Consider the following 23,536-nt stretch of genomic DNA (forward strand, 5'->3'; position numbering starts at 1 on the left):
CTGGTATTGGTTGGCGGCGATAAAGCAGCTTACATCACCGTGGCAATTCTCTTTGTGTTTTCTGTTCTCTCGACACGGCTCGATGACATAACCGACCTTAAGTTCGGTGCTACCGGCGTGGCGGCTGCATTGAATAGGAAATTGGAGCAAGCCCAAGCGACTGTCGATCAGCTTCAAAGGGTTGCGGAATTGTTTGGCCAGCTTAGTGTCCAGCAAATCTCTGGCAGCAACCGCTGGGGTGGCATGTCGGTCAAGGATAAACGCGAAGCCATCGCTAAAATTGAGGACAGCCTCAAGGCCATTTCAATGCCAGCCGAGAAGATCCGATCGGTACTAGCCGTTCAAGTCCCTTACGACAATTTTGACTACTTCCACTGGGCGTCTAACCCGATCTTGTCGAGCGGCGACACGGCAGTCCAGGACGTTCGCGGTCCATTCTTCGAGAGGTATGGCGAAAAGGGCATTGCTGACGGCTTTCCTCCCATCGAAGAGTTTGAAGGTTTTCTGCTAGCCAACGGTTGGATGAAGGGCGAGATCGCGGAGAGAGTGAGAGATTGGAAACACTACGTTAAAACAGGGCAGCATCGGCGTTTGGCAGAATGGGAAAGCCGCCATGACAGCGGGATGTCTGGACTATCCTTGGAGGACGCTCTCCAATAGAGATAGATCGGTGCTTTTTGGTTCGAATATGGGCCGGGCGCTGAGCCCCAAAGTGGGCCCCTAACTGCGCCCCATTGACCGTCATCATTGAAAAAATATTTAAGAAAAACAATTAACGCACCAAAAGTTCAACCCCTTCACCAGTTCCAAGCCGACCTAAACGCAACCAACCTAGCTAGGCTAACGCGGGGGAATAGGCCCAGTTTCGTAGTCAGTGGTTCCGAAAAGCAGGCGTGGGCCTGGTAGATTTCGTACTGGAACTTGTCTGCCGAATTGGCATTCAGTGGATGGAACGCGAACATGCTGTTTCGTGTCGTCTCACGCACGCCGTCAGGAGGCCAAATCTCTCTGATTTCGTTGAGGAAAACTGGTGCTGCCGAGTGGGATTGAACCACCGACCTCACCCTTACCAAGGGTGTGCTCTACCACTGAGCTACGGCAGCAGGGACCAGACGCGCAACCGAACCGGCTGCATTGCGTGAACGGGGGGCCTATTGCCACAGCTTCATGATAAGCGCAAGCCGCAATTTCCAACTTTGTAGAGATTGAGGTCGCGCCACTTTTGAATTGGCGCGAATTCAGGTAAGCCTGCGGCATGACCGACAATACCGAAAAAGGCCAGCACAGCCGCAAGGCGGCGATCGAACGCCAGGCGAAACTGCGCCGCGAGCGCGCCGCTGAAAAGCTGCGTGAGAATTTGTCGCGCCGCAAACAGCAGACACGGGCGCGCCGCTCTGGACAGGCGGACGAGACGGACGGCCTGCCTGCCGCAAAATTGGACGAATCGTAATGTTCCGTTCACGGCGAATTGAAGCCCCCGCTAATTTCGTCTAAACACCCGCATCTTTTTTCAGACAGCCTTTCAGAAAGGCGGGCATCGCCCGTAAGCGCACATGGATCGTATTAGAATTGTCGGCGGTAATGAGCTTAACGGCATCATTCCGATTTCCGGCGCCAAGAATGCCGCCTTGCCGCTGATGATCGCCTCGCTGCTGACCAGCGATACACTGACGCTCGAAAACGTGCCGCATCTGGCCGATGTCGAGCTCCTGATGCGTATCCTCGGCAATCATGGGGTCGATGTTGCCGTCAACGGCCGTCGCGAACGCCAGGAAGATGCCTACTCGCGTACCATCCACTTCACCTGCCGCACCATCGTCGACACCACCGCTCCCTACGAGCTGGTCTCCAAGATGCGCGCCTCCTTCTGGGTCATTGGTCCGCTACTTGCCCGCGAAGGCCAGTGCCGCGTCTCGCTGCCGGGCGGCTGCGCGATCGGCACGCGTCCGGTCGACCTCTTTCTCGATGGCCTCACCGCGCTCGGCGCGAACCTCGAGATCGACGGCGGCTATGTCAACGCGACGGCGCCGCAAGGCGGCCTGATTGGCGCCCGCTACACTTTCCCGAAAGTGTCTGTCGGTGCGACCCACGTCATGATGATGGCGGCAACGCTTGCCCGCGGCACGACCGTGATCGGCAATGCTGCCCGTGAGCCTGAAGTTGTTGATCTTGCCAACTGCCTGATTGCGATGGGCGCAAAGATCTCCGGGGCCGGAACCAGCACGATCACGATCGAGGGCGTTACCTCGCTCTCCGGCGCGCGCCATCGCGTTCTGCCGGATCGCATCGAGACCGGCACCTATGCCATGGCTGTCGCCATGACCGGTGGTGACGTCACACTCGAAAACACCGATACCGCGCTCCTCGACACGGCGCTCGAAACGCTCCGCCGTGCCGGCACCGAGATTTCGCAGACCAACAACGGCATGCGTATCCGCCGCAATGGTGCTGGCATCAAGCCGGTCGATATCGTCACCGATCCCTTCCCGGGCTTCCCGACCGACCTGCAGGCGCAGTTCATGGCGCTGATGACGCGCTCGACCGGCATCTCGCATGTCACCGAGACGATCTTCGAAAACCGCTTTATGCACGTGCAGGAACTGGCGCGTCTCGGCGCGAAGATCTCGCTGTCAGGCCAGACAGCGAAGATTGAGGGTGTCACGCGCCTGAAGGGTGCGCCTGTCATGGCGACCGATCTGCGTGCGTCCGTTTCGCTCGTCATCGCCGGTCTTGCTGCCGAAGGCGAGACAATGGTGTCCCGCGTCTATCACCTCGATCGCGGCTTCGAGCGGCTGGAAGAAAAGCTCACCCGCTGCGGCGCCATCGTCGAACGCGTCAGCGAGTAACCAAAAGGGCATCACACGCCCTTTGTCACGGTTGCGCATTCTTCTGGCGCGCCTTATGTCCGTTGTCAGACGCATCGCCATTCCGGCGATGCATTGGTGATGGGGTTTTGCCTGAATGACGGATCTGAGGCTTGTTGCGCTCGATAACGAAGATCTTGCCGTCGTCTCCGCGCATTTGCAGGATAGCGTCTTCAAGGTCGCCGATATCGCGTGGTCGCCACGGGAGGGTCAATTCTCGGTGGCCGTCAACCGCTTCGTATGGGAGGAAGCCGACAACAAGCGCAAGGGTTTCGAGCGCCGCCGCGCTGCTGTCGTCTTCAAGCGCGTGCTGGCGGTACGCTCGACCGGTGTCGATCGCCAGAACCGCGACGACGTCTTGTCCCTTTTGGCCATTCGCTTCGAGCAGAAGGGCGAGGGGCCTGAGGGGACGGTTGAATTGGCGCTGTCAGGCACCGCAACGATTGCGCTGGATGTCGAGTGCATCGAGGTTCAGCTTGCGGATGTCGGTGGGGCGTGGGAAACCGCATCCAAGCCGCGTCATCCCGGCGCGTGAGATCTGGTTCTTAGAGTATCTAAAGAGGAGCTCCTATTGGCAATCTGGCTGGATCAGGCATCGGAAGGCTTCGAGCAACGGTTTGCCGCCTTTCTGACAACCAAGCGCGAGGTCTCCGAGGATGTGAACACTGCGGTCCGCGCGATCATTGACGATGTCAGGGCGCGCGGCGACATGGCGCTTGCCGAATATTCGAAGAAATTCGACGGCATCGATTTTGCCGTGACGCCGATGCGCGTGAGCGAGGCCGAGATCGACGCCGCCATCGAAGCGGTTCCGGCCGAAGTACTTGGCGCCTTGAAGGTCGCTGCCGTGCGTATCGAATCGCATCATCGCCGGCAGCTGCCGAAGGACGATATCTACGAAGACGACATGGGTGTCGGCCTCGGCTCCCGCTGGACGGCGATCGAAGCGGTCGGGCTCTATGTTCCAGGCGGCACAGCGAGCTATCCGAGCTCGGTACTGATGAATGCGGTGCCGGCCAAGGTTGCCGGCGTCGACCGCATCGTCATCGCCGTTCCCGCAACCGGCGGGGCGGTCAATCCGGCCGTACTTGCGGCCGCCAAGCTTGCGGGCGTCACCGAAATCTACCGCCTCGGCGGCGCGCAGGCGATCGCGGCCCTTGCCTACGGCACCAAGACGATCGCCCCTGTCGCCAAGATTACCGGCCCGGGCAATGCCTATGTTGCCGCCGCCAAGCGCCAGGTTTTCGGCACCGTCGGCATCGACATGATCGCAGGTCCCTCGGAAGTGCTTGTCATCGCCGACAAGGACAACAACCCGGATTGGATCGCCGCCGATCTGCTGGCGCAGGCGGAGCACGATGCAAGCGCGCAGGCGATCCTGGCGACGGATGATGCGGAGCTCGCCAAGGCGGTAGAAGCTGCCGTCGAGCGACAGCTGAAGACGCTCAATCGCGCCGAAACCGCTGCCGCGAGCTGGCGCGATTTTGGGGCGATCATTCTCGTAAAGTCCTTGCAGGACGCCATTCCGCTGGCAAACCGGATCGCGCCCGAACATCTGGAGCTTGCCATTGCCGATCCGGAAGCGCTGCTGTCGCGGATTCGCAATGCCGGCGCGATCTTTTTGGGCGCCCATACGCCTGAGGTGATCGGTGACTACGTCGGTGGCTCGAACCACGTTTTGCCGACGGCCCGCTCGGCCCGGTTCTCCTCCGGTCTTTCCGTGCTCGATTTTGTCAAGCGCACTTCGATCCTGCGTCTCGGTCCCGAGCAGCTTCGCACGCTCGGCCCCGCTGCCATTGCGCTTGCCGTTTCCGAAGGACTGGACGCACATGCGCGGTCGGTTGCGATCCGGCTGAACCTGGAAGGGTGACAGATGGCAGCGGGCGACTTTCGGCTTTGCGACGTCGTTCTTGACGACACCATCGGCCGAGCGACGCCCGACGTCGAACACGAGCGCGCGGTCGCCATTTTCGATCTTGTTGAGGAAAACAGCTTTACGCCGATCGGCCATCCCGGTGGTCCGTACCGGCTGAACATCTCACTGGTCGATTCCAAGCTGGTTTTCGCAATTACGACGGAGGATGGGGGCGCGGTGGCGACCCACATCCTGTCGTTGACGCCGTTTCGCCGCATCGTGAAGGACTATTTCCTGATCTGCGAAAGCTACTACGAGGCCATCCGCTCGGCCTCGCCCAGCCGCATCGAGGCGATCGACATGGGGCGTCGCGGCATTCACAATGAGGGATCACAGACGCTGAGGGACCGTCTGAATGGCAAGATCGAGGTCGATTTCGATACAGCACGCCGGCTGTTCACGCTGGTCTGCGTGCTCTACTGGCGCGGCTGACGCCGATGGAGCCCGCGGTCGAGGGAGGGGAGGGGGCAAGGCCGGGCGCGATCCTGTTCATGTGTGGCATGAACGCGATCCGCTCCCCAATGGCCGAAGTGATCGCCCGCAGTATGTTGCCGGCGAACGTCTACATCAGGTCAGCGGGTGTCCGTTCCGGCGAGCGGGATCCTTTCGTCGACGTTGCGCTGGAGGAGATCGGGCTGTCGCTCGGTCGGCATCATCCGCACACGCTGGAGGAACTCGAGGACGATTACTTCGACCTGATCATCTCGCTCTCGCCGCAGGCACACCATGCCGCGCTGGAACTGACCCGGTCAAACGCCATTGAAGTCGTCTATTGGCCAACGATGGACCCGACCGTCGTCCAAGGCACGCGGGAGCAGATTCTGGACAGCTATCGGGAAGTTCGCGATCACCTTACAGAACTTATCGAGAGCCGGCTGGTCAGGAGAAACGGCATCGCCGCGCAATCGGCATGAAACAAATGACGGAAACGCGATCAATTAGGTTCACAAACCTCCGCTGATTGTGTAGTTTCCGCGCAAAATTTGGGCGGCTATCTGCCGTCATCTCAACCGACAGGAAGAAAACCACTATATGCCTAAAGAAGAAGTCCTTGAATTTCCGGGTATTGTGACCGAGCTTTTGCCGAACGCGACGTTCCGCGTGAAGCTCGAAAACGAACACGAGATCATCGCCCATACGGCTGGCCGTATGCGCAAGAACCGCATCCGCGTTCTGGCTGGCGACAAGGTTCTCGTTGAAATGACCCCCTACGACCTGACCAAGGGCCGCATCACCTACCGCTTCAAGTAGGGCTTACAGGGCTCAAAAGGCTCCTTTCTCCGTCTTCCGGTGGTCGAGGTTCCATGACGCTGAAATACAAGCTCATTCTGGCTTCCGGCTCGCCCCGCCGCGTCGATCTGCTCAATCAGGCAGGGATCGAGCCGTCGCGTCTCATGCCGATGGATATCGACGAGACGCCTAAGAAGTCCGAGCACCCGCGCTCGCTCGCCAGGCGCCTGTCGACCGAAAAGGCCGAGGCAGCACTTGCCGCGATCAAGGGCGACATGATGTGGAAGGGCAGCTACATTCTGTCTGCCGACACCGTGGTCGCCGTGGGGCGCCGCATTCTGGGCAAAGCCGAGTTTGCGGACGAGGCGTCGGCCTCGCTGTATCTGCTTTCCGGACGTAGCCATTGGGTCTATACCGGTGTCTGCCTGGTGACCCCCGACCGCAAGATCCGGCAGAAGATCGTCGAGACCAAGGTTCGCTTCAAACGCCTTTCCGGTTTCGAGATCGAAAACTACCTTGCGTCGGGGCAGTGGCGTGGCAAGGCCGGGGCCTATGGCATCCAGGGCCTGGCCGGCAGTTTTGTGCAGAAAATGGTTGGTTCCTACACCAATGTCGTCGGTCTGCCACTTTATGAAACCATCCTTCTGTTGACCGGCGAAGGCTTCGACGTGCATAGCCGGTGGCCCGAGGTCTGATCCTCGAAGGAACCGATGATGTCTGCCGAAAAGAAACCAGCCCCCAAGGTCGAACCATTGCGCAAGACACGGCCATGCCCGGAATGCGGCAAGCCTTCCCAGCGAGAACACTATCCGTTCTGCTCGAACCGCTGCCGCGAGCTCGATCTTTCGCGTTGGCTATCCGGCTCCTATGCCATTCCAGTTGCCGGCGACGAAGCGATGGCGGACGGCGAGGACGAGAACTAAGTCGATTTTTCCACGGGTGAAGCCATTAAATTCGTTGATGAATTTGGAAAATACCACGGCTTCTCAAAAAACTGCCATTTGGCGCTTGCCATGTCCGGACAAGATGCTATAACCCCGCTCGCTTCCGGGGCGAACCAAGGCCCCTCGGTTCTTTCACACGAAAGAACGTCTGCGGAGCGGGTTTGCCCAGATAGCTCAGTTGGTAGAGCAGCGGATTGAAAATCCGCGTGTCGCTGGTTCGATTCCGGCTCTGGGCACCACTCTAACTCTTTGCTACACCAACCGTTTTTTTGCGTTATTCTCATCCTTTGCTCGTTCGAGTTTGACACTTTCAAACTGCGGATTTGACAACTTTCGTGTTTCGTCCCTTCAGTTCGGCCTCGCGGACCGCGGACGTCGTGCGCGTTGTCATGTGGCGCGCCGGGAGTAGTGCTTCGCCATTGCTTCCGCGGCGTGGCCGAGCACCAGGGGCGATTGTTCCATGGTCCTTGTCTATCTCCGTGAGAATGCGCATTGTGGCTTACGTCCTTGTCGTAGCTCAACTGCTGAAGCCATTGAAGGTGGCCGATCTTTGTGCCGAGCTCGGCACTACAGACGGACCCTTCCGTTCAACGGAAGGGTGAACTTCGGTACGATGGTGGACGGCTCTTGAAACGCAAAAAATTGGTCTGATAATGTACAGTTCAAGAACGCGTCACCTGTTGGTCGTTGGTGACATTCATGGGTTTCCCGAAACCTTTGTTGAACTATTGGATGTTGGATGCTTTGAGCATCGTGTTTTAGAATTGGCCGACCTGAGCGGGCGTCCCGGTCTGCGCGGAGACGACCTTCACGATCATCTTGTCAACAAAGACGGTATGCAGCATGCCGTTCGGGAACTTCGCGAGATTAACGGACGCGCGTGCTTTGGGATCGGTTTCAGCTCCGGTGGAACTGCTCTGTGGGGTGCGGTCAAAGAGGGGTTGGAGATCCAAGCCCTGATATGCGTGTCATCAACCAGACTGCGCTTGGAAACGTCTGCCTTAAATATACCCAGCATGGTATTTTGGGGGGAACTTGATCCACATCGGCCAACTGAAAAGTGGAATGATGCTGTTCCGGGATGTTGCAAAATCTACCCCGGCAAGCACCATGACTTTTATCGTGTTGACGCTCTTGCGCCTTACTCCCCTCTGCGAACAGATATTGGCGCCTTCATCGAGAGCGTTTCCCTCCATAGCGGCGGTCCCGCACCAGCGTGCTGATAACTTCGGCTCGATGCAGCACCGTATATCTGTGTCCCTTGATGCTTGGGGCCGTCTTGGATGATGCCATAAAAGAGTTCGCCACTCGCACGACGGACTCGCCACCGCGCGCGGTGTCCCCATCCAAGCGCAGCTTAGCGATTAGCCGCGACATTCAGGCGGTGTGGGAGCGGGTTTCGAAATGGCCTTAGTTCAGATTTCGAGATTCTTCTGTGTTTCTCAGCAGAAGAAATTGCAACTATGCAATCTAGCCGACATTACACTCGTACCGAAACGACTGAACCCCTTTCATGTTTGGCTCCCGATGTATTGCAAACGCGTGGTACAAAACGGGCGAAGGCTCGGACCTACTTGGTAGCTTATCGCGCCGACCCGTCACCCCAATGTCTGGGAGGTGGGGCGCGGCGGCGAGGGTTTTCTCCGAACTCAAGGCATTTTTTGTGCGCAGGGTTCAAGATGAAGTTGACTAACGTGATGACAGCATCTGGCTCATGCGGGTACTGGATTGGTGGCCAAGGCTCGCCCGTGTTGCTCATCCACGGCGGCTGGGCCGGGGCCGAAGCTCATTGGGGTCCGGTATGGTTGCACTTGGCCAAGCAGCACGCGGTTATTGCCATCGAGTTACCGGGAATATGGAGTGATTTTGGAGCATCGCTGGCCAGCTACCACGACTATGCTGGAGTCTGCGCCGACCTTTTGACTGCGCTCGAACTCAGGGACGTGGCCGTGATCGGCAATTCGCTTGGTGCAAGTGTCGGATGGCAGCTCGCGCTGGATCGTGCCGATCTCGTTCGATACTTGATCATGGTCAACGGTTTTCCCCCTTATCAACTCCCGATGCGCAAAGTCCTGGGAATCTGGCCTTTCCATTCGCTAGCCCTAAGGAACCTTGTCACGAACTTCTATAGTCCTGCAGTATTCAAGACCGCATTCTTCAGTCCGATCAACATCCCTGAGGCAGTTAGAGTCAGTCTCTCGGAATCGGGGACCGAGATGGCGAAAGTCATGTTCCGGCTCCTCCATTCCGCGAAGACTACCTCCGGCCGACCGTCGTCCAAGATTGACTTTGTATGGGGCGATCAGGATGCTCTGCCGAACATGAAAATCGCGGAGGTCGTAGATTCTGCTCGGCCAATCCCGGCTCGCGCGTGTTCTCGGTTTCGAAGGCCGGGCACTTGCCGCAGGTCGAAAACCCTTGCGCCTTCGTGGCTGTGATTGACAGGGTGCTTGCCGACAATGCTGAGGCAGCAGAAACAACGCCCCCCGAAGAGGCAAATCGTCCCGGGTGAGACTTCACAAGAAGCACTAAACGGCCATGCCCGCTCAAACAGCCGCGGCCTTTCCTCTCTGCATTCGAGCTCAACCGGGTAACCGAAGTGGGCGCGATACTTTTCGAAAGGAAAATGATGATGCATCCCTTTTGGTGTTCAGCCGCAGCATAAAACCATGTTTTTGTTGAGTTTATGTGCCTCGGCTCTGGGTGCCGATCGCCGACCTAAGCCATCTTGCGCAGCATATCCAGCAGCGTCTGGGCGTCGTCGTTGGCGCAGATCCGCCTGAGGCTATCGTCGGCAAGCGCGATGATGGCCTCCAGCGCTTCCTCCTCGTTCCAGCCTGCCTTCACCGATGCCGCGACGAGATCGTGGAAGGCGAACTGCAGCGCGTCCTGGCAGCGGATGTCCCGATCGGGGTCGTCGATGGCGACGAAAGGTTTGTAGACGTCTCGCATTTCCATTTCTCCGCGAACGAGCCGACGATACAGAGTAACTGAGATGAGTTTAAGGAATTGCTTATAAATTTGTCGCGCCAGTTCCGTGCGCCGGTCCGCCTGACCGGTGAAGAATGCTGTCTCGCGGACTTGCTTTGACGATTGTAACGGAACACTGTTGTTAAACTAACGACGCCAGAGACTAGGTTATTCTCCTTGCTCGTGCACCATGATAATACTTGAGATGCAAACGGAGGGGGAATCTATGCCACGCATCTCGCAACTTTACTTCAAAACAGCCATTCTATTTCTGCTCATTGGCATCATCATGGGTCTTAAAATGGCGATCTCGGGCGATCACAGCGTCATCGGTGCCCATGCGCACTGTAATCTCCTGGGTTGGGTGACCATGGCGATCTTTGGCGGTTACCATGCGCTCAATCCCCACAAGGCGGAAAAGCGTATCGCCATGATCCAGTACTATGTGTACACGGCCGGCATCGCTTTGATGGTGCCGTCGCTCTATCTCATGCTTCAGGGGAACGCGGCCATGGAGCCTATCGTGGCGATTGCCTCGTTGGTTACGCTGGCCGGCGTATTGCTCTTCGCGTTCATCATCTTCTCCGGCGAGAAGGTGGCGGTGACACCGCCGGCGCCGTCATATCGCTGATGGACTTTCCTGCATTTTTGGCCCGGCAGGCTTAGTGTGCTTGCCGGGCAGCTTTGCAGCGCCCGTTTTTAGATTTTGCGCCAGTTCGGGCGCGGCCGGCAGATTAATGAATGATCTGTATCCGGATCTGTTCCTTGGCCGCGTAGTCGTGGCATTCGCGGACGGCGTCGCCGACGAAGATCACGTCGCCATCGGAATCAAAAAGACCCCAGCAAGCTTCGTCGTCGACGTAGACTTTTCTGACATAGCCGAATGGCTCGGCATCGATGATGACGCTGGGTGCAACAGGAACAGCCGCAAGTGCTCGCATGGATAACTCCAATGAGTCGTTTCTGTTTTAGGACATACTTATATTGCCCCTCGAAGCTTACCTGGGGCTATCCTCAGAAATCGGGATGGGAAACTGGGGTTGACGAGCGGGTAGATTGAAGCAGGCCGAATCAATTTGGACGGTCTTCTTGCTCGCGCGTCCAGACCAGAAGCGCGTTGCGGCGACGGTTCGAAACGCCTATCTAGGACAGGTCATCATCACCAAAGGATTTTCCATGGCCGATCTTAAGGCCCGTCCCCGTCCCGTTGGCGCAACCGCCGTTCTTGGCCGCACCGGTTTTCCACATGTCACTTCGGCCACCAAGGGCGAGCTCGATATCGTCACCGGCGCCTCGCAACCGGGTTTCAATCCGCTGGATCTTCTCTATGCGTCGCTTTCGGCCTGCCTGGTGCTGAGCGCCCGCATTGCCGCAAGTCAGATGGGCATCCTCGATCGCGTCACGGAGATTGCCGCCGATGTCACCGGCGAGAAGGCGAGCGAGGCCCCGTCGCGCGTCCAGACCTTCAACATCGCCTTCTCGATCAAAGGCGACCTCGACGAAGAGACGCGCCTGAAGATTGCGCATGCGGCGGAAGAGATCTGCACGGTTAGCAACACCATCCGCGGGACGCCTAGATTCTCGACAGTCATCTCGGGTTGACTTGTGCGGTAAATTCGCATCGGCGGGCATTTAAGATTGCGCGTTTGCCTGCCCTTGTCGTTCCTCGGCTATCCGCTCGCTACAGCTTCTGATAGCTCCGTTGCTCGCTGCCAGTTTCAAGGCGTCAGAAAGCATTCGAGAGACATGTCGCAAGCCGCTTCGACCATTGCTGAACCCCCCGCATCCAACCGATTGGCCCTTGTCGCCCTGATCATTGGCGGTGCAGCGATCGGCGGCTCGCCGATCTTCGTGCGGCTGTCGGAAGTCGGGCCGATGGCAACGGCCTTCTGGCGAGTGGCCCTGGCCCTGATCCCAATCCTCATCTTCTCGTTTTCGAAGGGCAAGGATGCGGGACCGAAGCCTGAAAAGCTGTCGGACTATGCCCTGCTGATCCTCCCTGGCATCGTGCTCTCCATGGATCTTGCCGCCTGGCACCTCTCGATCACCATGACGTCCGTGGCGAACGCAACGCTGCTCGCCAATCTTGCCCCGGTCTTCGTCACGGTGATCGGGCTACTGTTTTTCGGTGCGGCGGTCACGCGTGTCTTCGTTCTCGGTCTGGTATTGGCGCTTGCCGGTTTGGTCATCCTGAAGGGTGGTCCGGCGGGACTCGGCAATGGCGATCTCAGCGGCGATGGCGTCGCCGTAATCGCAGCGGTGTTCTATGCGGGCTACATCCTGGCGATCGGCAAGCTGCGCAGCCGCTTCGATACGGCCCGCATTATGCTCTGGAGCACTGCGTCTGCCGCCGTCTGCATCTTTCCGCTGGGGTTCTTCTATGAAGGCCACATGCTGCCGCTGACAGCCAAGGGCTGGGCAATCGTCCTCGGCCTTGCCTTCGTCAGCCATGCGGGCGGGCAGGTGGCCATTGCTTATGCGCTTGCCTATCTGCCGGCCGCCTTCTCATCGCTGACGCTGCTGCTGCAGCCCGTTGTGGCGGCAATCCTTGCCTGGGTGCTGCTCAGCGAGCCGATCGGGCCAATGCAGGCGATCGGCGGGGCCGTCGTGCTCGCCGGGATTCTGGTTGCCCGGCGAGGCTGATTGACAGCCTTTCAGGCGGCGGTCGCCGGCTCGACCCGGCGCGCATCGAGAATGGCAAGCGCCTCGTCGACCGTTGCGGCAAGTTCTGCCTTGTCGCTGTTGCAGGTGTCCCATGCTTGGATGAAGCTGCTCGTCTTGCCGTAGCTGTTGTCGAGGACGCAGTGATCGGCGCCGAGAAGCACGCACATGATATGCCCATGCATGCGGTCAGTGATGACCTGGCGCGCCGAACCCAGCAGGGCCACGCCGCGGTCGAAGCGCTGCTGCGCCCGTTCGCGATACGCTAGCTCCGTCATCCGCGCGCGGCCGCCGATGCGTCCGGTGAGCAGGCCCTTCAAGATCGCGGCATGCTTCGTCTGGCGCTGGAAATCGGCGGGCTCGTCGGGCCAGTCCGATTTCACGGTGCCCGGGCGCAAGGTTGCAGCGGTCAGGTCCTGTGCGGCTCCGACTTCCTGGTCCTCACGCAGATTTAGCAAGAGCTCGTGCTGCGGCGTCGGACGAGCGACCGGGCCAATGCAGAAGGCCATGTCGGGGCAAAGGCGCGTTTCGCACTGGAACCAGCGCTGGGCAAATTCCAGGCTGCGCTGGTCACGGACGAGCAGCGTGAACTGGCCGTGGCGCTCGATCGCGCGCGCGGTGCTATCGACGTTGGCCTGCTCCTTGAAATGAATTGTCTGCGGCATCTGGACGATGGGTCGGCCCTTGTGCTTGTCAAGCATGCCTTCGCGGAATTGGCGATAGCCCGCCCAGATATCGCCGAAATTGCCGCCGCCGTGCAGGAAGATGCGGCCGCTGCCGATCGCACCGAGCATCCGCTCTTCATCATAAGTCGGGATTTCGGTCACGTAGGACGGGCGGGTGCGCTTGCGGTCGAAATAGGCCAGCTCGCCGAGCCAGATGGCGCTGTCACCGATATTGTAGTGGTTCGGAAAGTCGAGAAGCGCAAAACGCTCGGACGGATCAAAGAGATCGGAAAGGCAATTGGCGATCACGCCCTGAAGGCGGTTGATGATCGTAATATTGGATTCCATGAAATGCTCCTTGTTTACGGACAAGTAGTCCATGCAAGCGGCTATGCTTCGGCCTGTTTGCGGAATGGGTTGAGGGAAATGGCGAGCGTGATGTAGGGGCGGATGACCGAGCGGCCGAAGATCGGCAGGAAGGCAAGGTAAATCACGCCGCCAAGGCCAATGCTGAGGCCGAGCGCCAGCCAGCGGTTCTGAACATGCGCCAGAATGACAGGATGCGCGAGCCAGACGCAAACGGCCATCAGCGCCGCGCCGCAGAAGGGCAGGGCGACTGCCTTCAGAGTGCTTTTGGCGTCGATATGCGCGTATCGCGCAAGCACATACTGCTGATAGGGCATCGTTAGCCAGGCGCGCAGCGTGTAGCCGGCAGCAACAGCGACAACGCCGTAGGGGACGAGCAGCCAGGTAAGGATCAGTGTCGTCACGAGCTGCAGGGCAGCGACGGACAGGATCGATTCCGCCCGGTTGACCGCCGAAAGCGCGGAGGAGGCGAAAAAGTTCATGACGAAGGGAACGGCCATCAGCACGAGGACGGTGGCGATGTCGCCGGCATTGCCCCACTTGTTGCCGAAGAGCAGGGCGATCATGTCGTTCGACAGGGCGCCGAAGCCGAGCAGCAGCGGGATCGTCCCGAGCGCGGCTGCGCCGACAATCTTATTGTAGGCGTTTCGGAAGGCGGTGGCGTCCTTCTGCAGCCGCGACAGCGTGACGAGCGACACGCTGCCGATCGGCGCGAGCACGGCCTGCCCGATCAGCTCGATCAGCCGCCAGGCGATGCGATAGCGGCCGACTTCGATTGGGCCGAACCAGCGCGAAATGAAGATGTCCTGCACGCGCGCAAGCAGCATCCACATCAGCTGCGTCACAACGAGGCTGATGCTGAAGAGAAAGACGGAGCGGAACATCGTGAGGTTGAAGCGAAACTTCGGCATCCAGGGATAGTAGAACCAACCGAGGAGCACGGTCACGGCGGCGTTGACCGCGGTCTGCGCCACGAGCGCCCAGACGCCCCAGCCCAAAAAGGCGCAGACGACGGCCGTGATGCCCGACAGCAGGCTTGCGGCGATTGCCTGTCCGGCGAGGCTCTTGTGGCCGAATTCGCGTGCGAGCCGCGCATTATGGATAACCGCCAGCGAGGAAATCGGAAGCAGCGGCGCCAGCCAGCGAAGGATGCCTGATACCGACGGGTCACGCACCAGATTGCCGTAGTAGGGTGCAAAGAAGAACACGAGCAAGGCAACGATTGCGCTGAAGGCAATCGTCGCCCAGAAGGCCGTATCGGCAAGCTCTTCGTCGAGATCGAGCTGACGCGTGACAGCGTCGCCGAGGCCTGCATAGGCAAGCACGCGGCCTATTTCCACGAACAGGCTTGCAAGCGCAAAGGTGCCGAAATCGCCCGGGCCGAGAATGCGGGCGAGAATAACGAAGATCACAAAGGTTGCGATCGTGCTCCAGGCCACGCGGATGACCGACCAGAGGACGGAAAGCGCGGTTTTCTTCTTAAGGTCGGCGTGGGCAATTGCCGTATTGGCCATGCATTATCCAATCGAATTTGGCTCGCGAGGGCTCGCGTGTTGATTCTGTTGGCGGCGAGGCGAGCGCCTCAGGCGGGCTGCTTTGCCTTCGGAGCCCGCCAGTAAGCGAGCATACCGGTTAGGTTGTCACGAAGCTGGCTTCGGTAGGTCAGGCCAAGTTCTTCGTTGAGTTTTCGGCGCCCCATCGTTTCCATTAGGGCCTGGCGGATTTCCCAGCGCAGCATGCCGCGCATGTTCGACCTGCGATCGAAGAGGTATTTGGCGTATAGCGCTCCGTTGCCGAAGGCGTAGCCGGTTTGGAGCCGCTTAATATCCGCGAGCTCGCGTCGCCCATGAAAGTGTTTGACGGCAAAATCGGGCAGATATTCAACACGCACGCCGGCATTGAAGGCACGGTGAACATAATCGGTGTCCTCGCCGGAACGGAACGGCGACCCGGCGCCAAAACGCGTGTCAAAGAGACCGATCTTCTCGACAAGCGTGTAGGGAAACGCCATGTTGGCACCATGAATGAAGCCGCCGGCATGCAGGTTGCTGGTCAGGACCGCAGGTTCCATCTCGGGCTTGATCGTCACCGGCAAGTCGCGTGTGTCGCCGAGCTCAATCCGCCCGCCGCGCATGACCATCTCCGTATCCGAGCTGAACAGCGCTGCGAGCGTGCTGAAATAGTCGGGAAATATTTCGCAATCATCGTCGGTGAAGGCGAGGATGCGACCTCTTGCGGCGTTCAACCCGGTATTGCGGGCGGCGGCGAGGCCGGGCTTCGCTTCATAGATCAAGTTAGTCTTGATCGGAGCGGTCGACGCCCACCGGCGCGCGACATCCGACGTCTCGTCTGTGGATCCATTGTCGACGAAAACGAGTTCAAGTCTTAGATAGTCTGCCTGCCGGGCGGCAACAGAAACAGCATCCAGGCAGTTCGTAAGTCCATGGGCCCGATTTCTCGACGAGATGATCAGGCTGATGTCCACGGGTCGAGGAGGCATTCAATTTCCCCTTCTGCGATCGATGTCGAAGCGAGGATAGGGCTGAGATCCTGCTTCGGCAAGGAGCATTTTGCGCTGCAGCAAAATAGAACAGATTGAGCAGTTCGCAGACGAATGTGGTAATTTCTTGCCTTCTGTAGAGAGGAAGATAATTAAAATATAGACGTAAAAGTAAAATCTTAAAATCTGTGGATAATGCAAGTCAAAATAATTCTTAGAATTTCTAATTAAAAAGTGAAATAATATAGGCGAGGCAAAAATATAGGAACGTAGTGTAATTTATGTGGCCGTTATTGTATGAAAATGTAAGAACGAATTAAGATATACGTGCGTTATGTATGTCTCACAATAGATGATGCGGCAGCTTTAGATCCCTGGAGAAACGAACGTAGACTCCATCGCGAATAACAAAATAACCACCACGTGCCGGCGTACCGGGATCACTGTTCAGACCCAACACGAAGCAGAAAAGTGCAACCGGCAGGGAACAAAGACATTGATCCGTTTAGCGCAATTTGATGGTAGCTTGCTCGCTTCTTCTTTCAATTATTGCTTCCGAACAAAACAAGAGGACGGAATTGCCGGTGTTTGCGTGCCGTATCTGAAGATGGGGCTCGCCGCCTGAGACGCCGTGCCCGCGTAGCGAGAGGCCGTCCGTGTCAGTTGCGTTTCTGCGACAGCCACTTCTGGATAATCGGGATGTCAGCGTCCCCGAGATCGTGACCCCCAGCGATGACGTCCGAATCGACTGTCGCTCCCGATTGCCTCAGGCGCGTCTCGAGCTCGCCGGCATATTTGCCATAGGCATCCGTCTTTCCGCTGATAACCAGGAGATCCGTGCCCTTGAGATCAGCGTGCGGATAGGTTTTCAACACGGGCATGGAACGCAGCAGAACCGCCCTGTGCACAAGGTTTGGATGCAGATAGAGGAGCGAGTTGAGCAGGTTCGCGCCATTGGAATAGCCGACATAGACGATCTTCTTCGGATCCAGACCGTATGACGACACGGCGCCCTCGATGAAAGCTGCAAATGCCTCGGCTTCGCTCTTGATATCGTCCTGATCGAAGGAGAACGGTGTGATACGCTTGAACCAGCGCGGAATGCCTTCCTCGGTCGCTCGTCCTCGAACACCTAGCAATGTGGCGCGCGGGGCCGCCTCGTGCAGGAGCGGCATCAGCGTCGTTTCGTTCCCGCCAGAACCGTGCAGCAGTACAAAGACGTTGCCGTCTGGGTCCGGGGGCGTATAGAAGCGGTGCACGAAAGGCAAGTCGCGGTAATTGATGCGTGGCTCACCGGGCATCGAAAACTGCGGAAGCACGACCTTCAGATCCTTGAGATCGGTGATCGGGTCTTTGGGAACGAAAAGCTTGGTGCCAAGCGTAGCCTGCGGCTCGTCCACCATCATGCCGGGCTTGTCGGTCGCCAGTTCGATCAGTGTTCCACCAGGTTCGCGAGCATAGAGCGATTCGAAGTATTTGCGATCATGCAGGTTTGTCGCTGCCGCTCCGCCCTCCTTCAGCGCATCGTGCACCTTGTGAAGTTGCTCTTCACCACCGGCGCGGAACGCGACGTGATCGGCCGTGCCGGGGCCTGGTGCGCCGGACCAGAAGCCTCGGGCGTTCCTGATATCGACGACATCGCCCGATTCCGACACAAGCCGATCGATGCTGCCGCGATTGGCATTGAAACGATAGCCGAAATGGCGCTCGACGAAGTCACGGCTTTCGGCCGGCGTTTCCGTCAGCATGGTAACGCCTCGCACACGTTGGACGGCGTGCTCCACCGGCACGCCCGCGCCATCCCAAACAGCGGGCGACTTCAGCTCGCGGACCCCCGCGAGCTTGACGATGATATTGTCCGGATCCTTCAGGCGCAGGACCGGTTCGCCAAACTCATCGGCCGGACCTTCCGAGCGAATTCCGAAACTCATGCAGCGCGTCAGCCAATAACCGATGCTGGCCGGATCGATGGCAAGCGACAGTTCACCGATCTGGCTGTGGCCGACGCGTCCGGGCGAACCATCTTCCCAAACGAGGAACGTTACCAGTGAGCCAGGGCTGCCTTTCGCGTCTCCATAAAAGAGATGAAGCTGGGTTGCATCCTCGAAACCGGCGGTCTGCTTGACCAGCCGCATGCCGAGAAACCCCGCGTAGAAATCCACGTTTGCCTGTACCTTTCGGGTTATTAGGGTCACGTGATGGATGCCAGATACCATTGAATACAGTCCGGATGACTTGGAGGGCGTTACAATCGCCAGAATCAGCGCGAGTATAAACGTCATGCCGTTATAATTGGAGTTTCGCCTCTGAGGTTCCGCATAAAGAATTAGCTTATCTCGGCGTGGCTGCAAATCCAAACTATCCAGTGCGTCCGGGATTAGCGGCATTGCTGGAGAGCCGCTGCTCTATCTCGTAGGCATTGGTCGTGTCGGCACCTGCATCGAGAGCCTTGACGCGCCAAGGGCGCCGGCTCTGCAACCGGCGCCCTTGGCGCGTCACAGCTGTACCCCTGTTTAGCCGGCAGTCTTGCGCGACTGGCCCTGTTCCGGAGGAATGATCTCTGCCGCGGCTTCCGTGGTAGTGACAGCCTTGCCGTGGCGGCGACGCCAGTCACCGAGGAAAAGCAGGATCGGTGCTGCGATGAAGATCGACGAAGCGCCGGCAACGAGAATGCCAAAAACCATCGGGATCGCGAAGCTCGAGACCGCGCTGCCGCCCCAAATCGCCATCGGCAGGAGGGCGAGGAAGGCCGTCGCATTGGTATAAAGGCTTCGTGCCAGCGTCTCGTTGATGGAGCGGTCGATGATTTCGCGCAGCGGCATCGACTTGTAGAGGCGCATGTTTTCACGCATGCGGTCGTAGACCACGACCTTATCGTTCACCGAATAGCCGACCAGCGTCAGAATTGCCGCGATAGCGGTGAGGTTGAAGTCCAGTCCCGTCAGGGCAAAGAATCCGATCGCCTTGGTCACATCGAGGATAAGCGTGACGATCGCGCCGACCGCGAACGGCCACTCGAAACGGTACCAGATGTAGAACAGCATCGCCAAGCTTGCGATAACGACCGACAGGATGCCGGCCCAGGCGAGCTCGCCGCTGACCTTCGGACCGATGACGTCGGTGCCGGTTACGGTTGCAGACGGATCGATCTTGATGATCTCCGCCTTCAGCTTCTCGACCGCTGCAGTCTGGGCTTCTTCTCCACCGTCCTGGCGCTGCGCACGCACTGCCATGGTGTTGTTGTCGCCATAGGTTTGGAGGGACACTTCACCGAGGCCGAGGCTGTTCAGGCCCTCGCGGAAGCGGCCGAGATCGGCGGCTTCCTGTGTCTTCACCGACATTTGGATGCCGCCACGGAAGTCGACGCCGTAGTTCAGGCCCGGATGAATAAAGAGCACGACCGAGGCGATCGACAGCAGCGCTGAGACCGTCACGCCGAAGAAGCGAGCCTTCATGAACTGGATGTGGCGGCCGTAAGGGTTGAACATCATCGGTATCAGCGGACGGATGTTCAGAACCTTCAGCTTACGGCGGCGCGTGATCTCGATCATCGTCACGCGAACGAAGGCGACGGACGTGAACATCGAGATGATCAGGCCAAGCGCCATGGTTACAGCGAAGCCGCGGACCGGGCCGGTACCGAACCAGAACAGGATCGCCGCCGCGATCAGCGCCGTCATGTTACCGTCGATAATCGTCGAATAGGCGCGACGGAAACCGGTGTCGATGGCGGCAAAGGCGCTCTTGCCCTTGCGCGTCTCTTCGCGAATACGCTCGTTGATGAGCACGTTCGCGTCAACCGCAAGACCGATACCGAGAACGACACCCGCGATACCTGGCAGGGTGAGCGTGGCGCCCACGAGCGTCAAGGCTGAGAAGGTCAAGATCGTGTGAATGAGCAGGGCGAAGTTCGCGAGGAAGCCCCACGTGCCGTACAAGATGAAGATGAAGGCTGCGACAAGCACGAAGCCGACGAGACCCGAATAGATACCCATGCGGATGGCGTCGGCGCCGAGGTCGGCACCGACGGTGCGCTCTTCAATGACGGTGAGCTTAGCGGGCAGGGCACCGGCGCGCAGCATGGCGGCAAGCGTGGTTGCGCTGTCGGCCGAGAAATTGCCGGAGATCTGGCCGGAGCCGCCGGTGATCGGTTCGCGGATAACAGGTGCGCTCAGGACCTTATCGTCGAGAACGATAGCGAACGGATTGCCGACATTTTGGCGGGTGATTTCAGCGAAACGGGTTGCGCCCGCGCTGTCGAAGCGGAAGGAAACGACAGGCTCATGCGTGTTCGGATCGAAGCTGACGCGGGCATCAGACAAACGGTCGCCGGAGATTTCAACACGGTCGAGAACTGCGTAGCTGTTGCCTTGCTCGTCCTTCAGCATCGTCACACCTGGTCCCGGAGCATTGTTCGGGGAAAGCATGTGGAAGGACATCTTCGCGGTCGAGCCGAGAAGTTGGCGAAGGCGGGATGGATCCTGTGCACCGGGAAGCTGCACCAGCACGCGGTTTCCGCCGATACGCTGGATTGTCGGTTCGGCAACGCCCACCTGGTCGACGCGCTGGCGAATGACTTCAAGGCTCTGCTGGACTGCAGAATCGACATTGCTTGCGATGCCGGCCGGCGAGAAGGCGACAATGATATTGCCGCCACTTGTCGTCACCGAGAGATCGGACTGGCCGGCGCTGATCCCGGTGGCGATTGCATTGCCGAGGGTTTTCAGCTGCGTGACGGCATCGTCGGTCTGTGCAGTGTCTGTCAGCGTAACGACGATCTGGTTCTGGTTGCGAACGATAGACTTTGGCTGGATATTTTTCTCACGCAGAACCCGGCGGGCATCCTGCAGGAGCGATTGCAGGCGCTCGCGGGTCAGATCCGCTTCGTCGACTTCGAGAACGAGGTGCGAGCCGCCGCGAAGGTCGAGGCCGAGCGACACACGGTTGTGTGGCAACCATGAAGGCAAGCGGTCGAGCGTTGATTGCGGCAGTGCGTTCGGCAAAGCGATCAGAATGCCGAGGAGAATGATCACCGTATAGGTGAACACCAGCCATGGTGAATTACGCATGTTGTTGTTTATCCTTGATAACGCCTCAGTCTGCGCTCCTCGCGCAGGCGGCGTGTCTTAAAAAGCAATGGAAAGCGCCAGTGAGGCGCGCATTTATGCCGCGGCCGCTGGCGGGCCGTGCGAATCGTAAGCCTTAGTTTCGGCCGCGGGAATTGAGGCATGCGAGGCTTCCGAAAAACGTGGCTCACCGGCAATGGGCGGCTTAATGCGTGGAGCCGTGCCAATCGCCACGGCGCCGGAATCGTAAGAAGCATATTTCGGCGCCGTTTTGCGATCGGCCGTCAATATACCGCGGACGGCATCTCGCGCGCTTAGTTGCAGTGGCTGGCCGTCCTTGCTGGACGACGAAACCGAATTCGCGCCACGCGTCGGGACGATGACGAAATTGCCGCCGAACAGCAGGCCGAGATAGGCGAAGATGGCAATAACCAGCGAGATCGCAACACGACCACTCATGCGGCGCGCATCGAGCCCCATCTCGCAGTTGTCTGGATTTTCAGCCTCGTACCGGTTCAACGGCGCAAAAGTCTCTCATCTTTTATCTGGAGAAGACGCTTCCTCGGTGGCGATTGTAGCAGCCTCGTCTTCGTCTTCATAGCGCACACTGTCATGATGCACTTGGGCGAGCCGGTCAACCATGCACCTTGCAATTTCCCGTTCCCCCATGATCACCGTGTCTGCACCATATTCCCGCAACGCTGCCACCTCGGCGTCTGAATGCGCACGTGCGACGATCAGGATGGAAGGGTTGATCGTCCGGCCTTGCTCGACGACAAGACAGGCCTCGAACGCGTTTGGAATGGCGACGACGAGACTTCGGGCGCCGGCGATGTTGGCAAGGCTGAGTACCTCGCGCGACACCGCATTGCCACTTATTGCTTCGGTCCCCTGATCACGCAACTCGCCAATGCGCTTGTCCGAGTCCTCGATCACAAGGAAAGGCGTACGTGAAGATTTGAGGTTTTGACCGACGATGCTGCCCACACGGCCATAACCGACAAGGATCGCGTGCCCGCGAAGCGCTGTTGGCTGCACGTCATCCTCCTCGGCTGGCTCTTCGACAGGTTCGGGTGCTTTCTCCGCCACCGGTTCGACGGCGGGCTCATCGCGCTTTGTCCGATCCAGCACAGGGCGCAGACGATCGCAGACGTAGAAAAGCAGCGGATTGAGGATGATCGAGATGATTGCGCCTGCAAGGATGAGGTCGCGCCCTTCTTCTGGCAGGAGGCCGAGTGAGACCCCGAGCGTTGCCAGGATAAAGGAGAATTCGCCGATCTGCCCGAGGCTGGCCGAAATCGTCAGCGCCGTGCTGACAGGCTTGTGGAACAGCAGCACGATCAGGAACGCGGCAATCGATTTGCCGATCACAATGATGAAGACGGTTGCAAGCACCGGGAGCGGCTTCTCGATCAGAATGTTCGGATAAAACAGCATGCCGACCGAGACGAAGAACAGAACCGCGAAGGCATCGCGGAGGGGGAGACTCTCCTGGGCAGCGCGATGGCTGAGTTCGCTCTCGGATAAAACCATGCCGGCGAAGAAAGCACCAAGCGCTAGCGAAACACCAAAGAGCTTGGAAGCACCGAAGGCTACGCCGAGTGCGATTGCAAGGACACCGAGGCGGAAAAGTTCACGGGATCCGGTCTGCGCGATGCGGTACATCATCCAGGGAATGATGCGCCGCCCGAAAACCAGCATCAGCCCCATGAACAACCCGACTTTGATCAAAGTCATGACAATGACGCCGCCGATGCCGAGATCAAGGCCAAAGAGTCGGTTGACTGCGGCAGAAACTGGCTCGACCGTCGCATGTTCCCCGCCACCGATACTGGCGGCCGCCGGAATGAGCACGAGCGCCAGGACCATTGCGAGGTCTTCGACGATCAGCCAACCGACTGCAATCCTGCCGCGCTCAGTCTCGACCAGCCGTCGCTCCTGTAGCGCCTTCAAGAGGACGACTGTGGAAGCGACCGAAAGTGCTAGGCCGAAGACGAGGCTTCCTCCCGTTGGCCACCCCATGAGGGCACCCAGTCCCCAGCCAAGCAGCGTTGCAAATCCAATTTGCACGATGGCGCCCGGAACTGCGATACCGCGAACGGAAAGAAGATCCTTCACGGAGAAATGAAGGCCGACGCCGAACATCAGCAGGATGACGCCGATCTCGGCGAGTTCAGGGGCTAGGCTTTGATCGGCAACGTAGCCGGGCGTATGCGGGCCGACGAGCACGCCGGCGACGAGGTATCCAACCAAGGGGGGCATGCGGAGCCTGTTGGCAAGCGCGCCAAGGATGAACGCCAGCACGAGGCCCCCGACGATCGTCGAAATTAAAGGCGTATCGTGCGGCATCGTTCT

Annotated in this window: 24 protein-coding genes and 2 tRNA genes; 15 read left to right on the top strand and 11 right to left on the bottom strand. The window is 58.9% G+C overall.

Going from position 1 to position 23,536, the window contains the following annotated elements; translation table 11 throughout:
* The coding region (locus tag BN77_RS07115) for a hypothetical protein (RefSeq protein WP_040676843.1) at positions 1 to 660 on the top strand (660 nt) is incomplete at its 5' end.
* A 368-nt stretch (positions 661 to 1,028) separates the two neighbouring features.
* Here BN77_RS07115 and BN77_RS07120 read toward each other — a convergent pair.
* Positions 1,029 to 1,103: transfer RNA gene (locus tag BN77_RS07120), tRNA-Thr, on the bottom strand.
* A gap of 152 nt (positions 1,104 to 1,255) precedes the next feature.
* On the opposite strand from BN77_RS07120, the gene BN77_RS07125 reads away from it, so the two are divergent.
* The 10 genes from BN77_RS07125 to BN77_RS07170 all read left to right on the top strand — a co-directional run bounded on the left by BN77_RS07125 (position 1,256) and on the right by BN77_RS07170 (position 7,192).
* Positions 1,256 to 1,450, top strand: coding sequence for a hypothetical protein (locus tag BN77_RS07125; RefSeq protein ID WP_007529979.1), 195 nt, complete (start codon positions 1,256 to 1,258; stop codon positions 1,448 to 1,450).
* A gap of 103 nt (positions 1,451 to 1,553) precedes the next feature.
* Positions 1,554 to 2,846, top strand: coding sequence for a UDP-N-acetylglucosamine 1-carboxyvinyltransferase (murA, locus tag BN77_RS07130; protein ID WP_007529982.1), 1,293 nt, complete (start codon positions 1,554 to 1,556; stop codon positions 2,844 to 2,846).
* A 115-nt stretch (positions 2,847 to 2,961) separates the two neighbouring features.
* The gene (locus tag BN77_RS07135; RefSeq protein ID WP_007529984.1) at positions 2,962 to 3,399 is read left to right on the top strand and encodes a DUF2948 family protein; all 438 of its coding nucleotides are present in this window, start codon (positions 2,962 to 2,964) and stop codon (positions 3,397 to 3,399) included.
* A gap of 36 nt (positions 3,400 to 3,435) precedes the next feature.
* Positions 3,436 to 4,734 (top strand): histidinol dehydrogenase, encoded by a 1,299-nt coding sequence (hisD, locus tag BN77_RS07140; RefSeq protein ID WP_007529986.1) that lies wholly within the window; start codon positions 3,436 to 3,438, stop codon positions 4,732 to 4,734.
* 3 nt (positions 4,735 to 4,737) lie between these two features.
* Positions 4,738 to 5,211, top strand: coding sequence for a UPF0262 family protein (locus BN77_RS07145; RefSeq protein WP_007529989.1), 474 nt, complete (start codon positions 4,738 to 4,740; stop codon positions 5,209 to 5,211).
* Between the two features lie 5 nt (positions 5,212 to 5,216).
* Positions 5,217 to 5,693 (top strand): arsenate-mycothiol transferase ArsC, encoded by a 477-nt coding sequence (locus tag BN77_RS07150; RefSeq protein WP_007529990.1) that lies wholly within the window; start codon positions 5,217 to 5,219, stop codon positions 5,691 to 5,693.
* Positions 5,694 to 5,811: 118 nt separating this feature from the next.
* Complete coding sequence (gene infA / locus BN77_RS07155; protein WP_003545338.1) at positions 5,812 to 6,030, top strand: translation initiation factor IF-1; 219 nt, start codon at positions 5,812 to 5,814, stop codon at positions 6,028 to 6,030.
* A gap of 53 nt (positions 6,031 to 6,083) precedes the next feature.
* Entirely contained in the window at positions 6,084 to 6,704 is a 621-nt protein-coding gene (locus BN77_RS07160; RefSeq protein ID WP_007530013.1) for a Maf-like protein, read from the top strand.
* Between the two features lie 18 nt (positions 6,705 to 6,722).
* A complete protein-coding gene (gene yacG, locus BN77_RS07165; protein WP_007530015.1) occupies positions 6,723 to 6,932 on the top strand; it encodes a DNA gyrase inhibitor YacG in 210 nt (69 codons plus the stop codon).
* A 184-nt stretch (positions 6,933 to 7,116) separates the two neighbouring features.
* Positions 7,117 to 7,192, top strand: a tRNA-Phe gene (locus BN77_RS07170).
* A gap of 519 nt (positions 7,193 to 7,711) precedes the next feature.
* Here BN77_RS07170 and BN77_RS33415 read toward each other — a convergent pair.
* Positions 7,712 to 7,906, bottom strand: coding sequence for a hypothetical protein (locus BN77_RS33415; protein ID WP_040676848.1), 195 nt, complete (start codon positions 7,904 to 7,906; stop codon positions 7,712 to 7,714).
* A gap of 744 nt (positions 7,907 to 8,650) precedes the next feature.
* Here BN77_RS33415 and BN77_RS35810 point away from each other — a divergent pair.
* Positions 8,651 to 9,391, top strand: a complete 741-nt coding sequence (locus BN77_RS35810) for an alpha/beta fold hydrolase (protein WP_425280231.1) — start codon at positions 8,651 to 8,653, stop codon at positions 9,389 to 9,391.
* A 280-nt stretch (positions 9,392 to 9,671) separates the two neighbouring features.
* Here BN77_RS35810 and BN77_RS07190 read toward each other — a convergent pair whose 3' ends face one another.
* Entirely contained in the window at positions 9,672 to 9,905 is a 234-nt protein-coding gene (locus BN77_RS07190) for a hypothetical protein (protein ID WP_007530021.1), read from the bottom strand.
* A 244-nt stretch (positions 9,906 to 10,149) separates the two neighbouring features.
* Between BN77_RS07190 and BN77_RS07195 the strand changes: the two genes are divergently transcribed.
* Complete coding sequence (locus tag BN77_RS07195; RefSeq protein WP_007530022.1) at positions 10,150 to 10,554, top strand: heme-copper oxidase family protein; 405 nt, start codon at positions 10,150 to 10,152, stop codon at positions 10,552 to 10,554.
* Positions 10,555 to 10,657: 103 nt separating this feature from the next.
* Here the strand turns inward: BN77_RS07195 and BN77_RS07200 are convergent, their stop codons facing one another.
* Complete coding sequence (locus tag BN77_RS07200) at positions 10,658 to 10,864, bottom strand: hypothetical protein (protein ID WP_007530024.1); 207 nt, start codon at positions 10,862 to 10,864, stop codon at positions 10,658 to 10,660.
* A 235-nt stretch (positions 10,865 to 11,099) separates the two neighbouring features.
* Between BN77_RS07200 and BN77_RS07205 the strand changes: the two genes are divergently transcribed.
* Entirely contained in the window at positions 11,100 to 11,525 is a 426-nt protein-coding gene (locus tag BN77_RS07205) for an OsmC family protein (protein WP_040677627.1), read from the top strand.
* A 144-nt stretch (positions 11,526 to 11,669) separates the two neighbouring features.
* Positions 11,670 to 12,566 carry a DMT family transporter gene (locus BN77_RS07210; protein ID WP_007530028.1) on the top strand — a complete coding sequence of 299 codons (897 nt, stop codon included), beginning with the start codon at positions 11,670 to 11,672 and terminating at the stop codon, positions 12,564 to 12,566.
* 11 nt (positions 12,567 to 12,577) lie between these two features.
* On the opposite strand, the gene BN77_RS07215 is transcribed toward BN77_RS07210, so the two are convergent.
* The 7 genes from BN77_RS07215 to ybaL form a co-directional block, all read right to left on the bottom strand.
* Entirely contained in the window at positions 12,578 to 13,597 is a 1,020-nt protein-coding gene (locus tag BN77_RS07215; protein ID WP_007530030.1) for a polysaccharide pyruvyl transferase family protein, read from the bottom strand.
* 41 nt (positions 13,598 to 13,638) lie between these two features.
* Positions 13,639 to 15,129, bottom strand: coding sequence for a lipopolysaccharide biosynthesis protein (locus BN77_RS07220; protein WP_007530032.1), 1,491 nt, complete (start codon positions 15,127 to 15,129; stop codon positions 13,639 to 13,641).
* Between the two features lie 68 nt (positions 15,130 to 15,197).
* Positions 15,198 to 16,115, bottom strand: coding sequence for a glycosyltransferase family 2 protein (locus tag BN77_RS07225; protein WP_007530034.1), 918 nt, complete (start codon positions 16,113 to 16,115; stop codon positions 15,198 to 15,200).
* 659 nt (positions 16,116 to 16,774) lie between these two features.
* On the bottom strand, positions 16,775 to 18,397 hold the full coding sequence (locus BN77_RS07230; protein WP_208856431.1) for a VOC family protein: 1,623 nt from the start codon (positions 18,395 to 18,397) through the stop codon (positions 16,775 to 16,777).
* Between the two features lie 231 nt (positions 18,398 to 18,628).
* Positions 18,629 to 21,184 carry a protein translocase subunit SecD gene (gene secD, locus BN77_RS07235; protein ID WP_007530044.1) on the bottom strand — a complete coding sequence of 852 codons (2,556 nt, stop codon included), beginning with the start codon at positions 21,182 to 21,184 and terminating at the stop codon, positions 18,629 to 18,631.
* 93 nt (positions 21,185 to 21,277) lie between these two features.
* On the bottom strand, positions 21,278 to 21,661 hold the full coding sequence (locus BN77_RS07240) for a hypothetical protein (RefSeq protein WP_007530046.1): 384 nt from the start codon (positions 21,659 to 21,661) through the stop codon (positions 21,278 to 21,280).
* Positions 21,662 to 21,715: 54 nt separating this feature from the next.
* Positions 21,716 to 23,530 carry a YbaL family putative K(+) efflux transporter gene (gene ybaL / locus BN77_RS07245; RefSeq protein ID WP_007530048.1) on the bottom strand — a complete coding sequence of 605 codons (1,815 nt, stop codon included), beginning with the start codon at positions 23,528 to 23,530 and terminating at the stop codon, positions 21,716 to 21,718.
* Positions 23,531 to 23,536 lie beyond the last annotated feature (6 nt).

Origin of the sequence: Rhizobium mesoamericanum STM3625, from assembly GCF_000312665.1 — a bacterium.
GTDB lineage: Bacteria > Pseudomonadota > Alphaproteobacteria > Rhizobiales > Rhizobiaceae > Rhizobium > Rhizobium mesoamericanum.

Bases quoted from the DNA above. Each gene is read 5' to 3' on its own strand.
- BN77_RS07225 (WP_007530034.1), bottom strand. From the start codon at position 16,115: ATGCCTCCTCGACCCGTGGACATCAGCCTGATCATCTCGTCGAGAAAT.
- BN77_RS07240 (WP_007530046.1), bottom strand. From the start codon at position 21,661: ATGGGGCTCGATGCGCGCCGCATGAGTGGTCGTGTTGCGATCTCGCTG.
- murA (WP_007529982.1), top strand. From the start codon at position 1,554: ATGGATCGTATTAGAATTGTCGGCGGTAATGAGCTTAACGGCATCATT.
- BN77_RS07200 (WP_007530024.1), bottom strand. From the start codon at position 10,864: ATGCGAGCACTTGCGGCTGTTCCTGTTGCACCCAGCGTCATCATCGAT.
- ybaL (WP_007530048.1), bottom strand. From the start codon at position 23,530: ATGCCGCACGATACGCCTTTAATTTCGACGATCGTCGGGGGCCTCGTG.
- BN77_RS07230 (WP_208856431.1), bottom strand. From the start codon at position 18,397: ATGACGTTTATACTCGCGCTGATTCTGGCGATTGTAACGCCCTCCAAG.
- BN77_RS07150 (WP_007529990.1), top strand. From the start codon at position 5,217: ATGGAGCCCGCGGTCGAGGGAGGGGAGGGGGCAAGGCCGGGCGCGATC.
- BN77_RS07205 (WP_040677627.1), top strand. From the start codon at position 11,100: ATGGCCGATCTTAAGGCCCGTCCCCGTCCCGTTGGCGCAACCGCCGTT.
- secD (WP_007530044.1), bottom strand. From the start codon at position 21,184: ATGCGTAATTCACCATGGCTGGTGTTCACCTATACGGTGATCATTCTC.
- BN77_RS07160 (WP_007530013.1), top strand. From the start codon at position 6,084: ATGACGCTGAAATACAAGCTCATTCTGGCTTCCGGCTCGCCCCGCCGC.
- BN77_RS07135 (WP_007529984.1), top strand. From the start codon at position 2,962: ATGACGGATCTGAGGCTTGTTGCGCTCGATAACGAAGATCTTGCCGTC.
- BN77_RS07195 (WP_007530022.1), top strand. From the start codon at position 10,150: ATGCCACGCATCTCGCAACTTTACTTCAAAACAGCCATTCTATTTCTG.
- BN77_RS07125 (WP_007529979.1), top strand. From the start codon at position 1,256: ATGACCGACAATACCGAAAAAGGCCAGCACAGCCGCAAGGCGGCGATC.
- BN77_RS07145 (WP_007529989.1), top strand. From the start codon at position 4,738: ATGGCAGCGGGCGACTTTCGGCTTTGCGACGTCGTTCTTGACGACACC.
- BN77_RS07215 (WP_007530030.1), bottom strand. From the start codon at position 13,597: ATGGAATCCAATATTACGATCATCAACCGCCTTCAGGGCGTGATCGCC.
- BN77_RS35810 (WP_425280231.1), top strand. From the start codon at position 8,651: ATGACAGCATCTGGCTCATGCGGGTACTGGATTGGTGGCCAAGGCTCG.
- infA (WP_003545338.1), top strand. From the start codon at position 5,812: ATGCCTAAAGAAGAAGTCCTTGAATTTCCGGGTATTGTGACCGAGCTT.
- yacG (WP_007530015.1), top strand. From the start codon at position 6,723: ATGTCTGCCGAAAAGAAACCAGCCCCCAAGGTCGAACCATTGCGCAAG.
- BN77_RS07210 (WP_007530028.1), top strand. From the start codon at position 11,670: ATGTCGCAAGCCGCTTCGACCATTGCTGAACCCCCCGCATCCAACCGA.
- BN77_RS07190 (WP_007530021.1), bottom strand. From the start codon at position 9,905: ATGCGAGACGTCTACAAACCTTTCGTCGCCATCGACGACCCCGATCGG.
- BN77_RS07220 (WP_007530032.1), bottom strand. From the start codon at position 15,129: ATGGCCAATACGGCAATTGCCCACGCCGACCTTAAGAAGAAAACCGCG.